This window comes from Streptomyces soli, from assembly GCF_003999195.1.
Lineage (GTDB): Bacteria > Actinomycetota > Actinomycetes > Streptomycetales > Streptomycetaceae > Actinacidiphila > Actinacidiphila soli.
Genome location: NZ_RJVR01000259.1, coordinates 24787 through 37247 on the forward strand (window position 1 = coordinate 24787; position 12461 = coordinate 37247).

Genomic DNA, 12461 nt, shown 5'->3' on the forward strand with positions numbered 1-12461 from the left:
GTCCCGGCGGTCCGTACGCCCATAGAGTGTGCCGGTGTCTGAACTCCGCGCACTGGCACTGGAATTGCGGCATGCGATCATCGAATGCCCGGACGTGGACCTGCTCTCCCTTGAGCGGTTCCCCTTCGGTTCCTGCGGGGACACCTCCGTCCTGCTCGGCCAGTATCTGCACGACAACGACCAGGGCGTGTGGACGTACGTCAGCGCTTGGGACGGCGGCTCCTCCCACGCCTGGATCGAGAAGAACGGACTGCGTGTCGACCTGACAGCCGACCAGTTCGACGGTGTGCACGAACCTGTGATCATCGCCTCGGGAGGTGGCTGGCACGACCGTTTCACGGTCGACGCGGCCGCCTCCCACGGCGCTCTCATCGACGTACGTGAGGACTTCGCCCGCCGCGACCTGCTGCGGGCCTACCAGCGGCTGACCGCCTTCATCAACCGTCGCGGCCGAAGCGCCGCGTCACCCCTGTAGGTCCGCGCCGAAGAGCGCGGACAGTCGTTGTCGGTCCAGCCGGGCGGTCGCGTCCTTGACCCGGCCAGGCTGTACGACCTGCCAGACGGTGTACGGGAAGATCCCCAGGGCACGGCGGCGCCGGGCCAGCAGCAGCCCGCGCGCCTGAAGAGCCTCCAGGTAGGGGCCGTCGATGCGGTGCGAGACCTTGCGGACCCACCGTTCCAGCCTGAGGGCCCGGCCCCGCTTGCCCGCACGAGCGAGGTCGGCCACCACCCGGTCGGCGACCGGACCCCCCGGGGTCGTCAGCGGCCGTACCCCGGCGATCCGCCTTCCGTCGACGGTGATCGCCCCGCCGAGCAGCAGCTCGGTCAGGACGGCCCCGGCGAGCACCCGGTTGAAGTTCTGCGGGCGCTTCAGCAGGCCCGTCTGCGGGACCGCACAGAGCAGCAGCAGCTCCTCGGGCAGCGTCAGACCGTTTCTGTCGTCCACCGCTGGCCCCTCCTGACGCCGTCCTGTCCATGTCGACGCATTTCGTACCGCCCGTGGTTGCGTGAGGGCGGGGGCGGTTCAGCTGCCGGTCCGGAGGACCCCAGGCAGCGTGACCACGGCGCCCGAGGATTCCGGGCCCCGGCAGGTGCGGCGGTGGAGCTGGACCATTTGGTCCGCCCGGAAGTTGTCGCGGAAGGCAGGGTGGCGGTGGAGGCGTCGTACGTAGTCCCAGAGCCGGTCGTGTCGGGAGACGGCGTGGACGGCGTCGGCGTCCAGGTGGACCCGGTGGACGACGTCGAGGTGCACGAGGGTCACCCAGAGATCCACGTCAGCGGCGCTGACTTCGTCGCCCAGCGCGTAGGGCCGGCAGGCCAGTTGGCGGTCGAGGAGGTCCAGCGCCGCGAGCAGGGTGTCCAGTGCCTCCCCGTGGCGCTGCGACGCCGGGGCCGCGCCCGCTCGCTGCGCGGCCTGGGTGATGTCCTCGTCGAGGAGTTCACGCATGGTGTCGATGTCGGCGGCAAGGGCCGCCGGCCGCAGGTGGGGGCGGTCGGGCTTGCACTGGTCGCCGAAGTAGCCGGCGAGGTCACGGAGGATGTCACGGGCGTGGTTGCTGACGACGCGTCCGCTCCAGCGGTCGCACAGCGCGGGCACGGTCAGCGGACCGTTGTAGTGGTGCCGGGTGGCCTCGTAGGCCCCCCGCAGTGAGGCGAGGGCATCGGGGGCGTCGGCCGGGTGGGCGAGGTGGGTGGTGGTGACCCAGTCCCTGAGTCCCAGTAGGTCGAGGGTGATCGAGACACGCAGCGAGTTCGGACAGCCCGGGGTGAGATACACCTGAAAGCGGTGTGGGGCCGGGTAGAAGCCGCCTGCGGGGTCGACGCCGATGCGGCTGCGAAAGTGGTGTGCGCGGATGGACGGCGTGGCCTCGGGGTGGGACGGGCCGGGCTGGAGATCGGGAAGGGTGGCCGAACCTGAACTGAGCGTGACTGTCTCGGTCATGGCTCTCTCCATGGCAGGGGTGACGCCCCGGTGGCCTGTTCGGCGCCGGTGGCGGAAGGCGGGAGGAAAGGTCGACTGCGCTTTCGGACCAGGCCAGGCCCGATCAGATGGCAGGGCCTGCGGCGCTGCAGACCCGAAGCAAGTCGATGTGCAGGCGCCTGGTCAGATGGGCGCCTTCCCTCTCACTGCCAGTACGGAGCATGTCCACCGGTCCGTCATCGGGGCTCGCGAGACACGAGACCGCTCTTGCCCCGCCGCGCCGGCGGGACCGGGTCGTCACCCGGGGCACCCCGTCGCGGTGGAAGGGTTGCCTGTCAGCGGGCCGGGGCCGATGACCCACGCGGGCAGGAACCCTGCCGGTGGGCGCTGACTATCGTGACCGTCCACAACAGTGTGGTTGCGCTCCGCAAGGCCGTCAAGAAGGCATCGCGCCGGTCTCACAGGTCGGTCGTGCCCGTCCGCGAGGCTGCGCAGGGGGCGGAATAAGTGGCGTGGCGGTGGTGTTTCTGGCACGACGCGGCCGTGGGGGCCGCGAGGCCGGAAGGGTGGAGGTGATGGCGATGCAGCCCGTGTCCTCCCGGTACGTCGTCGTCGACCTGGCACCGCGCGGCTGTGTCCGTCTGTACTCCCGGCCTCACATCGACCTGCTGCGGGTGGCCGGCGCGCTCTGTTGTTCCTGACCTGTTTCCCACGCCGCTGAGCCCTCCGGCTGAGGCTCCGCGATCACGTACGGTCGATCAGGAAGGCACCTTTCCCCGTGTCTGCATTCCCTTCATCCCTCTCGCCTTCATCCCCTTCGCCCCTTCATCTCGCCGTCGCCCTTGACGGCGCCGGCTGGCACCCCGCCGCATGGCGTGAGCCGGAGGCCCGGCCCCGGGATCTGCTCACCGCCGGTTACTGGGCCGACGTCGTCACCGAGGCCGAACGCGGCCTGCTCGACTTCGTGACCTTCGAGGACGCGCTCGCGCTCCAGTCCTCGCAGGTCACAGAGCCGGACGGGCGCACCGACCAGGTGCGCGGCCGGCTGGACGCGGTGCTCATCGCCGCCCGCGTCGCGCCGCTGACCCGGCACATCGGGCTGGTGCCGACCGTCGTCGCCACCCACACCGAGCCCTTCCACATCTCCAAGGCCATCGCCACCCTGGACTACGTCAGCACCGGTCGTGCGGGCCTGCGGGTGCAGGTGTCCGGGCGGAATCACGAGGCCGCGCACTTCGGCCGCCGTACGTTCCCGGCGGTCAACATCAAGGGCGTCGAGAGGCCCAGCGACCCGGTCGTACGGGAGCTGATCGCCGAGCTCTTCGGCGAGGCCGCCGACTACGTCGAGGTGGTGCGCCGCCTGTGGGACAGCTGGGAGGACGACGCGGAGATCCGGGACGTGGCCACCGGGCGCTTCGTCGACCGCGACAAGCTGCACTACATCGACTTCGAGGGCCGGAACTTCAGCGTCAAAGGCCCCTCGATCACACCCCGGCCGCCCCAGGGACAGCCGATCGTGAGCGCGCTGGCGCACGGTCCCCTTCCATACGAGCTGGTGGGCCGCTCGACCGACATCGGATACGTCACCCCGCACGACGCCGACCAGGCCCGGGACATCGTCACCGAGATCCGCACCGCCCAGGCCGAGGCGGGGCGGGCCGACGAGCCCCTGCACGTCTTCGGTGATCTGGTGGTCTTCCTCGACGACGACCCAGCGGCGGCGGCGGCCCGCAAGGCCCGCCTGGACGACCTCGCCGGTTACGTCTACACCAGCGACGCGGAGATCTTCACCGGCACACCCGCACAACTCGCCGACCGGCTGGTCGAGTGGCGGCAGGCCGGGCTGTCCGGCTTCCGGCTGCGCCCCGGCGTCATCGGCCAGGACCTCCAGGCGATCACCCGCGGCCTGGTGCCCGAACTCCAGCGCCGCGACGCCTTCCGGCACACCTACGAGGCCGACACCCTGCGCGGGCTGCTCGGACTCGACCACCCCGCCAACCGCTACGCCACCGCCACCGCGACCGCGACCGCGACCGCCTGACCGGAGGGACCGTACGACCATGAGCAAGCCTCTCAAGCAGATCCATCTCGCGGCCCACTTCCCCGGCGTCAACAACACCACCGTATGGAGCGACCCGAAGGCCGGCAGCCACATCGAGTTCAGCTCATTCGCGCACTTCGCGCGAACCGCCGAACGCGCCAAGTTCGACTTCCTGTTCCTCGCCGAAGGACTGCGGCTGCGCGAACAGGGCGGGAAAATATACGACCTGGACGTGGTCGGATGGCCCGACACCTTCACCGTCCTGTCCGCCCTCGCCGCCGTGACCGAGCGCCTCGGCCTGACCGGCACCATCAACTCCACCTTCAACGAGCCCTACGAGGTGGCCCGGCAATTCGCCAGCCTCGACCACCTGTCCGACGGGCGCGCCGCCTGGAACGTCGTCACCTCATGGGACGCCTTCACCGGCGAAAACTTCCGCCGGGGCGGCTTCCTCCCGCAGAACGAGCGCTACTCCCGGGCCAAGGAGTTCCTGGCGACCGCCACCGAGCTGTTCGACTCCTGGCATGGTGACGAGATCGTCGCCGACCAGGCGTCCGGCATCTTCCTCAAGGACGCGGCAGCCGGCGCCTTCGTCCACCAGGGACAGCACTTCGACATCGCCGGGCAGTTCAACGTCCCCCGCAGCCCACAGGGACGTCCGGTGATCTTCCAGGCCGGCGACTCCGACGAAGGACGCGAGTTCGCCGCGGCCGGCGCGGACGCCATCTTCAGCCGGCACAGCACCCTGGACACCGGACGGGACTTCTACGCCGATGTCAAGGGCCGGCTGGCCCGTTACGGCCGCAGCCACGACCAGCTGCTGATCCTGCCCGCCGCGACCTTCGTCCTCGGCGACACCGACGCCGAGGCGCAGGAGCTGGCCCACGAGATCCGACGCCAGCAGGTCAGCGGCCAGACCGCGATCAACTTCCTGGAGCAGGTCTGGAACCGCGACCTGTCCGGCTACGACCCGGACGGGCCCCTCCCCGGCATCGACCCGGACCCCGGCGAGCACACCATCGCCCGGGGCCGGGCCAGCGTCCGGATGCACCGGGACCCGGTGGCCGTCGCCCGGGAATGGCGCGAGCGCGCGGCGGCGGAAGGCCTGTCGATCCGCGAGCTGGTCATCGAGACCACCGGCCGGCAGTCGTTCGTCGGCTCCCCCGCCACCGTCGCCGAGACCATCGACTCCTTCGTCCAGGGGGACGCCGCCGACGGTTTCATCCTGGTCCCGCACATCACCCCCACCGGCCTGGACGCCTTCGCCGACACCGTCGTCCCGCTGCTCCAGGAGCGCGGCGTGTTCCGCGAGGACTACACCGGCACCACGCTGCGCGACCACCTCGGACTGGCCCACCCCGACGCCGGCGAGGAGCCGGTCACCCGGCGGGCGGCGTCATGAAGTTCCTGGCCATCACCCTCATCGTGCACGCCCCGGACCCGGTGACCGGCGTACTCAAGCCGACCAACGACCGCTTCCGCGAGGTGATCGACAACGCCCTGCTGTCGAGGAGCTCGGCTTCGACGGCTTCGGCGTCGGCGAACGCCACGAGCGGCCGTTCATCTCCTCCTCGCCGCCGGTCGTCCTCAGTCACATCGCCGCGCTCACCTCCCGGATCCGGCTGTTCACCGCCGTCACCACCCTCAGCCTGCTCGATCCGGTGCGTGCGTACGAGGACTACGCGACCCTCGACCACCTGCCGGACGGCCGTCTGGACCTGATCATCGGCAAGGGCAACGGCACCGCCCAGCGCGAGCTGTTCCACGTCACCCCGGAGGACCAGTGGGACCGCAACGCCGAGAGCTATGAGCTGTTCCGCCGGCTCTGGCGGCAGGACAAGGTGACCGCCTCCCCGCGCTTCCGCCCGGAGCTGACCGCGGCCGAGGTCTGGCCCAGGCCCCTCCAGCAGCCCATCCGGGTCTGGCACGGCAGCGCGACGAGCCGCGAGTCCGTCGACCTGGCCGCCCGCTACGGCGATCCGCTCTTCTCGGCCAACGTCACCAACACGATCGAGCCGTACGCCGAACTCATCCGCTACTACCGACAGCAGTGGGAGCACTACGGCCACGACCCGGCCGCCGCCGTCGTCGGCGCGGGAACCGCCGGTTACTACGCCGCCTCCACCTCGCAGGAGGCCATGGCCTCGTCGGCTCACCGAAGCGCGTCGCCGACCAGCTCGAACAGCTCCAGGAAGCCACCGGCGCCGACGAGTTGATCATCACCACCATCACCCACAGCCACACCGACCGCGTCCGCTCCTACCAACTCCTGGCCGAGGAGTGGCACCGCCGCTGAGCCGGTGTCGCGCTGCGGCTCAGCTCAGTCCCGCCAGTCGAGTTGGTGATCGGGCACTCCGACCGACCGGCCGTAAGCCACAGCCTCGGCGCGGCCTGCCTCGTCCCCGCGCGGGAAACGGAAGACCTTGCCGGCGAAGACGACCACGCGCTCGTCGTCGGTGGCGAAGTCCGCGTACCAGCCGCCCTCCGCCGACAGGCAGGCCGCGAGCTCTTCCGCGAGGCCGTCGACGTCGTGGCCGTCGTGGTCCTCGGCCTCGAAGTCGATGACCGTCCAGATCTGCGGCTGACCGGATACGGCACCGGCTGATAGGTTGAGCCGCGTGATCCTGCGGATCCGCAGATGCCGCGGCTCGAACACCGAGCCAGCGCGCAAGCTGTCGCCAACGAGACATCCGGTGATCACGTGCGGCCTCCTAGCCCGTGAGTTCGCGTACGAGTGCGGCGACCTGGTCGGTTTCGATGAGGAAGCCGTCGTGGCCGTAAGGGGATTCGATCACCCGCAGCCGGTCGGCGCCGGGGATGCCGGCCGCCAGCTCGGCCTGTTGCGAGAGCGGGTAGAGGCGGTCGGAGTCGACTCCGGCCACCAGGGTACGGGCGGTCACGCGGCGCAGGGCGGCGGCTGTGCCGCCTCGGGCCCGGCCGATGTCGTGGCTGTTCATGGCCTCGGTCAGTACGGTGTAGGAGCCGGCGTCGAAGCGGCGTACGAGCTTGGCGGCGTGGTGGTCGAGGTAGGACTCCACCTGGTAGCGGCCGTTGTGCCAGGGGTTCTCGGCGCCTTGCGGGGTGCGGCCGAACCGGGCCTGGAGTTCGGCTTCGCTGCGGTAGGTGACGTGGGCCAGGCGTCGGGCGAGGCCCAGCCCGGCGTGCGGTCCGTGGCCCGGGGCGGCGTCGTGGTAGTCGCCGCCGCGCCAGTGCGGGTCGGAGCGGATGGCGTGGAGCTGGATGGTGGCCCAGGCGATCTGCTCGGCGCTCGCCGCGGCGGGGCAGGCGAGGAGCAGCAGCGCCTGCGTACGTTCCGGGTGGGACACGGCCCACTCCAGGGCACGCATGCCGCCCATCGAGCCGCCGATGACCAGCGCCCAGCGGTCGATCCCCAGGGCGTCCGCCAAGTCGGCCTCGGCCGCGACCTGGTCACGCTGCGTCAGATACGGAAAGCTCCCGCCCCAGCGCCGTCCGTCCGGCCCGAGGGAGGAGGGGCCGGTGCTGCCCTGGCAGCCGCCCAGCACATTCGGCGCGACGACGAACCACCGGTCGGTGTCGAGCGCCCGGCCCGGTCCGATCAGCCCGTCCCACCACCCGGCGGTCGGATGGCCCGGACCGGCCGGGCCGACGACATGGCTGTCCCCGGTGAGCGCGTGCAGCACAAGGACGGCGTTGGAGCCGTCGGGCGCGAGGCGGCCCCAGGTCTCGTACGCCAGCCGCACTGTCCGGAGTTCGCCACCCGCCTCCAGGGCCAGCGGCTTCTCCCGTACGTGCCACTGGCGGCGGCCGGGCGGGTCCCCCTCCCGCCAGGCCCCGGAGGCCGGCGGGAGGGGGACCGCAGTGGCCGGTACGGTGTTCAGGACGCGGCCTTGGCCGCGCGGAAGCCTGCCTCCAGGTCCGCCTTGAGGTCGGCGAGGTTCTCGATGCCGACCGACAGCCGCACCAGCCCCGGCGAGGTGCCGGTGGCCGCCAGCTGCTCCTCGTCCAGCTGACTGTGGGTGGTGGACGCCGGGTGGATGATGAGGCTCCGTACGTCGCCGATGTTGGCGAGGTGGCTGAACAGTTCGACGGCGTCCACGAAGCGCTTGCCCGCCTCGACGCCGTCGCGCAGTTCGAAGGCCAGCACCGCGCCGGCGCCACGCGGCAGGTAGCGCTGCCCGGCCTCGTACCACCGGTTGGACGGCAGTCCCGGGTAGTGGACAGCGGCGACCTCGTCGCGCTGCTCCAGCCATTCGGCCAGTGCCTGGGCGTTGGCGGAGTGCCTCTCGATGCGCAGCGACAGCGTCTCCACGCCCTGCAGCAGCAGGAAGGCGGAGTGCGGCGCGATGGCCGGGCCGATGTCGCGCAGCAACTGCACCCGCAGCTTGATGGCGAACGCGCTCGGGCCGAGGACCGGCCAGTAGCGCAGGCCGTGGTAGCTGGGGTCGGGCTCGTTGAAGTCGGGGAAGCGCTCGGCGTTGGCGCCGAAGTCGAAGGTGCCGCCGTCGACCACGACGCCGCCGATGGTGGTGCCGTGGCCGCCGATGAACTTCGTCGCCGAGTGGACCACGATGTCGGCGCCGTGCTCGATCGGCCGCAGCAGGTACGGGGTCGGCACCGTGTTGTCCACGATCAACGGGATGCCCGCGTCGTGCGCGACGTCGGCGACCGCCCGCACGTCCAGCACATTGCCGCGCGGATTGCCCAGCGTCTCGGCGAACAGCGCCTTGGTGTTGGGCTGGATCGCAGCCCGCCAGGCGTCGAAGTCGTCCGGGTCGTCGACGAAGGACACCTGGATGCCGAACTTGGGCAGGGTGTGCCGGAACAGGTTGTACGTACCTCCGTACAGGGAGGTGCTGGAGACGATGTGGTCCCCGGCGGACGCCAGCGTCAGGATTGCCAGCGTCTCCGCGGCCTGCCCCGAGGACAGCGCCACTGCCGCCACCCCGCCCTCCAGCGCGGCAATGCGCTGCTCGAAGACGTCCTGGGTGGGGTTGTGGATCCGGGTGTAGATGTTCCCCGGCTCGGCGAGCGAGAACAGGTCGGCGGCGTGCTGGGTGTCGCGGAAGACGAACGACGTCGTCTGGTAGATCGGCACCGCCCGCGCTCCGGTCGTCGGGTCCGGCGCGGCACCGGCATGGATCTGCTTGGTCTCGAACGACCAGGCCGACGTGTCGGGCCCGGCCGGTTCCTCGTCGGGGGTATGTCCCGCGGTGACGGAGTCGATGGGCTGGCTCATGGTTCTCCCTTGTACGGGTGGCGAGTGCAGGGGTAAGGCAAGGAGGCACAGGGGCAGCGGTCCGGGGCCCGGAAAGGGCAGCGGACAGCGCGGTGCTGAGGAAAAAAACGAACTGATCGCAAGACGATCAGAGGCCGTAGCGGGGTGTCAGCTCACGGCGGGACGACCCGTGCTGGTGACACGCACGTAGTCCACGTGGCGGCGGGTCACAAGCACGGTCATGCCGCCAGGTAACCACAACCGCGCGCCACACACCAGGGCAACCGGCACGGTGGTCACGGCTCGAGCCCGCGTTCGGGGTGGCAATCGCCGCACGCGGTGACCTCGGGCAGGGTGAGCGCCAGCTCCAGTTCCTTCCGGTCGATCCAGCCGCCGCCTTTGATGCGGCAACGATCGCGATGCACGACGCCTCGGCCGGCGCCGCCGTCGGGGTTGGGGATGTGCTGGAGTCGCCACGCCTGCGGGGGCCGGTCTGCTCCTGGCCGGGCGACGGGCCTCTCGGCTTGCTCGATCTTGGCGTCGACGGCGGCAAGCTGCAGGTGAAGATACGTGCGGATCACTCGGAGGCGTTCCAGATCCGGCGGCAACTCGTACATGCGTTCGAGATTAGCCGCGCAGTGGCCGGCCTGTCAGGTCAGGGGTGCCGGGCTCAGGGGGCGCGGGCCTCGGGCTGGCCATCGTCCGGTCCCTGGTCACTGCGCACTGCGGCCAGGTGGAGCTGCTGTCGGCTCCGGGACAGGGCGCCACCTTCCGGATGCTGCTCGCCCAGCCGGCGACCACGGCTGACCCCCGCGGACCGGAGGTCGGCCTCCGACACCTGGTTCGACGTGTCACTCGCCTTCGGCACCTTTGACATATGGATGTCCGCCGCGTTGGCGGTGTTCATCGAGCTGCCGCTCGCCGGCTTCCTCATCCGCCGGGCGCACGCGCTGATCCAGGCGGCCCTTCAGCTCTACGAGCCGGTCGGTACGGTCGGCCCAGAAACCGGAAGTCGGCCTCCGAACGCGTAATATCGGAGTATGAGCCCTCAGACCCAGGAGTCCGGCCACACCGGAGCGACCCCCTGCCGCACCCTGCGGGCCGACGCCGAGCGCAACCGCAGCCGCCTGGTCTCGGCGGCCGGCGACGTGTTCGCGGAGCAGGGTCTGGACGCCCCGCTGGAGGACATCGCCGAGCGTGCGGGGGTGGGAATCGCGACGCTTTACCGCCGGTTCCCGACCCGCGAGGAGCTGATCGCGGCCACCTACGAGGCCAAGATGGAGGACTACGCCAACACGGTGGAGGAAGCGCTCCGGGCTCCCGACACCTGGGCCGGATTCAGCGGCTGCGTCGAGCGGATGTGCGCCATGCAGGCCGAGAACCGCGGCTTCACCAGCGTGATCACCATGCCCCTGCCGATCTCGACGGAAGCCCTGGCCCTGCGGGACCGGGCCAAGGCCGCCCTCCACACCCTCGTACAGCGAGCCCAGGAGGAGGGCGTCCTCCGCGAGGATTTCACCCCGGAGGACGTCCCCCTCCTCCTGATGGCCAACGCGGGCATCCTGCGGGTCACCAGGGATGTGGCGCCGCACGCCTGGCGACGGCTGGTCGCCTATCAGTTGCAGGCCTTCCACGCTCGAGGCGACCACTCCGGGCCCTTGCCGGCGGCGCCGACCCCCGTGCAGATGAACCGGATCATGATGGCCCACCGGGCACAGTCCACGCAGATCGAATTGGCCTGCCCCGAAGGCTAAATGGAGGGTACAATCCATATAGGCCCGCGATACTGGGCCCGGACGTTCCACGGCGCCGCCGGGGAGGCTCCGCTGCGACAGGAGGCGGCATGGACGGCGAAGACGCTCCCGCCGCAGGCAATGACGCGCCGCCCGGACCGGCCGGGCGGGCCCGGTGATACCCGCCGGATTCGTCGAGTCTATCGGCGTATGGGCCTACGTCCTGGTGTTCGTCCTCACCATGGCTGAGACCAGCGTCTTCATCGGCCTCGTCCTCCCCGGTGAAACCCTGGTCCTTATCGCCGCCGCCATAGCCGGCGCCGGTCACCTCGACGTGATCGGCCTGGGCACGGTGGTCATCACCGGCAGCATCGTGGGTGACTCGGTCGGCTACTGGGTCGGCCGCTGGTCCGTCCACAGCCGGACCGCCGAGCGGATGCGGCGGCGGACGGCGCGGTGGCGCCTGGCCCGACGCCTGCGAGACCTCTCCGTGCTGCGCACCGGCAGGCAACGGGCACACGACTTCCTGCTGCGCCACGGCGGCACCGCCGTCTTCACCGGCCGCTTCGTCGGCTTCGTACGGTCCTTCCTCCCCTTCGCGGCGGGCGCGGCCGGCATGCCCTACCGGCGGTTCCTCCCCTCCACCGTCGCCGCCGCCCTCATCTGGGGCACGGGCAGCGTCCTGGTGGGGTACTTCCTCGGCGCCGCCGCCGGAGGCCTTCTGAACAACGTGGCGATCACCGCGGTCGTAGGCGTGGCGGCGGTAGCGGCTGTGGTCTTCACCGGTCACCGCTTCCGCCGCAACCGCAACCGCGGCCGCATCCCCGGGAGTTCCGTGGTGGCCTCCTCGGTGCCCTCCCCCGCCCGACCGGGCGACCGTGACGAATCACTGCCCGGCGCGCGGTAGGTCGCCGGGGGGCGTGCCGTGCCAGCGCCATTTGGTGAGGCGTGGTCGGCCGGGGAGTTCCGCGCGGCCGGTGGCCCACAGGAGGGTGCACCAGCGGTCGGTGTCGGCGGGGGCGTCGGGGAAGAGCCTGGCCAGCACCCGGTCGCACAGGTCGGCGTCGGGAGCCCAGTCGATACCGAGGCCCTCGGCAATGTCGTGCGTATGCACCAGGGTCTCGACGATGCCCATGGCGGCGAAGCCTTCGGGGTCGGCCGCGCCGAAGACGTGGTGCGACCTCACCGTCGGCGGCTTGGTACGCACGATGGCCGTCAGCAGGGCGCCGCTGGCTTCCAGTACCTGCAACAGGCCGTCCGTGCCGGCGTCGCGGTCCGCGAAGACGGCGTTCGCCGGGCCGCCCGGCTTCTTGCGGCTCCAGGCGAACGGGACGTGCGTGTCCAACGGCGGCTTCTCCGGGCCCAGTTGGGCGGCGTAGGAGAACAGGTCGTCGGCAAGGTGCTCGACCGTCTCCCAGCAGTCCCACTCCAGCGAACCGGCCTTGGCGCTCCAGTCCGGCGCCTCCGCCCCGCGCAGGGCGGTGACCGCCAGGCGGACGGCGTACTCGACGTCGGCCGCGGTGACGGTATCCCGCGATGCTCCGTGTGCTCCAGCCATGGCGGGACCGT

General features: G+C 70.9%; 15 protein-coding genes, 2 pseudogenes and 1 riboswitch. Of the genes and pseudogenes, 10 read left to right on the forward strand and 7 right to left on the reverse strand.

The window, feature by feature from the left end:
* Window positions 1–34 precede the first annotated feature (34 nt).
* Complete coding sequence (locus EFK10_RS27105; RefSeq protein ID WP_127358286.1) at window positions 35–475, forward strand: hypothetical protein; 441 nt, start codon at window positions 35–37, stop codon at window positions 473–475.
* Here the strand turns inward: EFK10_RS27105 and EFK10_RS27110 are convergent.
* Both EFK10_RS27110 and EFK10_RS27115 read right to left on the reverse strand, forming a co-directional pair.
* Window positions 464–946 (reverse strand): GPP34 family phosphoprotein, encoded by a 483-nt coding sequence (locus EFK10_RS27110; protein WP_127358287.1) that lies wholly within the window; start codon window positions 944–946, stop codon window positions 464–466. The two genes, EFK10_RS27105 and EFK10_RS27110, sit on opposite strands and share 12 nt — an antisense overlap.
* 78 nt (window positions 947–1024) lie before the next feature.
* A complete protein-coding gene (locus tag EFK10_RS27115; RefSeq protein WP_127358288.1) occupies window positions 1025–1942 on the reverse strand; it encodes a glutathione S-transferase C-terminal domain-containing protein in 918 nt (305 codons plus the stop codon).
* A 237-nt stretch (window positions 1943–2179) separates the two neighbouring features.
* A riboswitch (SAM riboswitch) is annotated at window positions 2180–2294 on the reverse strand.
* Window positions 2295–2496: 202 nt separating this feature from the next.
* On the opposite strand from EFK10_RS27115, the gene EFK10_RS52280 reads away from it, so the two are divergent.
* The 5 genes and pseudogenes from EFK10_RS52280 to EFK10_RS53470 form a co-directional block, all read left to right on the forward strand.
* The gene (locus tag EFK10_RS52280) at window positions 2497–2622 is read left to right on the forward strand and encodes a putative leader peptide (RefSeq protein ID WP_265737561.1); all 126 of its coding nucleotides are present in this window, start codon (window positions 2497–2499) and stop codon (window positions 2620–2622) included.
* A 77-nt stretch (window positions 2623–2699) separates the two neighbouring features.
* Window positions 2700–3962, forward strand: coding sequence for an LLM class flavin-dependent oxidoreductase (locus EFK10_RS27120; RefSeq protein ID WP_206305601.1), 1263 nt, complete (start codon window positions 2700–2702; stop codon window positions 3960–3962).
* Window positions 3963–3981: 19 nt separating this feature from the next.
* A complete protein-coding gene (locus EFK10_RS27125; RefSeq protein ID WP_127358290.1) occupies window positions 3982–5364 on the forward strand; it encodes an NtaA/DmoA family FMN-dependent monooxygenase in 1383 nt (460 codons plus the stop codon).
* Window positions 5361–6103, forward strand: a pseudogene (locus EFK10_RS27130) (LLM class flavin-dependent oxidoreductase); the annotation flags it as partial. The gene EFK10_RS27125 and the pseudogene EFK10_RS27130, both read left to right, overlap by 4 nt.
* Before the next feature lie 5 nt (window positions 6104–6108).
* Window positions 6109–6258 (forward strand): annotated as a pseudogene (locus EFK10_RS53470) (LLM class flavin-dependent oxidoreductase); the annotation flags it as partial.
* A gap of 24 nt (window positions 6259–6282) precedes the next feature.
* Here the strand turns inward: EFK10_RS53470 and EFK10_RS27140 are convergent.
* From EFK10_RS27140 to EFK10_RS27155, 4 genes are all read right to left on the reverse strand, one after another.
* On the reverse strand, window positions 6283–6663 hold the full coding sequence (locus EFK10_RS27140) for a hypothetical protein (RefSeq protein ID WP_127358291.1): 381 nt from the start codon (window positions 6661–6663) through the stop codon (window positions 6283–6285).
* A gap of 10 nt (window positions 6664–6673) precedes the next feature.
* Complete coding sequence (gene metX / locus EFK10_RS27145; protein WP_127358367.1) at window positions 6674–7822, reverse strand: homoserine O-acetyltransferase MetX; 1149 nt, start codon at window positions 7820–7822, stop codon at window positions 6674–6676.
* Window positions 7819–9180, reverse strand: a complete 1362-nt coding sequence (locus EFK10_RS27150; protein WP_127358292.1) for a bifunctional o-acetylhomoserine/o-acetylserine sulfhydrylase — start codon at window positions 9178–9180, stop codon at window positions 7819–7821. Before EFK10_RS27150 ends, metX begins: the two co-directional genes overlap by 4 nt.
* A 275-nt stretch (window positions 9181–9455) precedes the next feature.
* Window positions 9456–9776, reverse strand: a complete 321-nt coding sequence (locus EFK10_RS27155; protein ID WP_127358293.1) for a hypothetical protein — start codon at window positions 9774–9776, stop codon at window positions 9456–9458.
* A gap of 44 nt (window positions 9777–9820) precedes the next feature.
* Here EFK10_RS27155 and EFK10_RS27160 point away from each other — a divergent pair, with 44 nt between their 5' ends.
* The 4 genes from EFK10_RS27160 (at window position 9821) to EFK10_RS27170 (ending at window position 11799) form a co-directional block, all read left to right on the forward strand.
* On the forward strand, window positions 9821–10033 hold the full coding sequence (locus tag EFK10_RS27160; RefSeq protein WP_127358294.1) for an ATP-binding protein: 213 nt from the start codon (window positions 9821–9823) through the stop codon (window positions 10031–10033).
* A gap of 7 nt (window positions 10034–10040) precedes the next feature.
* On the forward strand, window positions 10041–10190 hold the full coding sequence (locus EFK10_RS47805; RefSeq protein ID WP_164836160.1) for a hypothetical protein: 150 nt from the start codon (window positions 10041–10043) through the stop codon (window positions 10188–10190).
* A gap of 9 nt (window positions 10191–10199) precedes the next feature.
* On the forward strand, window positions 10200–10913 hold the full coding sequence (locus EFK10_RS27165; protein WP_127358295.1) for a TetR/AcrR family transcriptional regulator: 714 nt from the start codon (window positions 10200–10202) through the stop codon (window positions 10911–10913).
* A 154-nt stretch (window positions 10914–11067) separates the two neighbouring features.
* A complete protein-coding gene (locus EFK10_RS27170; RefSeq protein ID WP_127358296.1) occupies window positions 11068–11799 on the forward strand; it encodes a DedA family protein in 732 nt (243 codons plus the stop codon).
* On the opposite strand, the gene EFK10_RS27175 is transcribed toward EFK10_RS27170, so the two are convergent.
* On the reverse strand, window positions 11779–12450 hold the full coding sequence (locus tag EFK10_RS27175) for a DinB family protein (RefSeq protein ID WP_127358297.1): 672 nt from the start codon (window positions 12448–12450) through the stop codon (window positions 11779–11781). The two genes, EFK10_RS27170 and EFK10_RS27175, sit on opposite strands and share 21 nt — an antisense overlap.
* Window positions 12451–12461 lie beyond the last annotated feature (11 nt).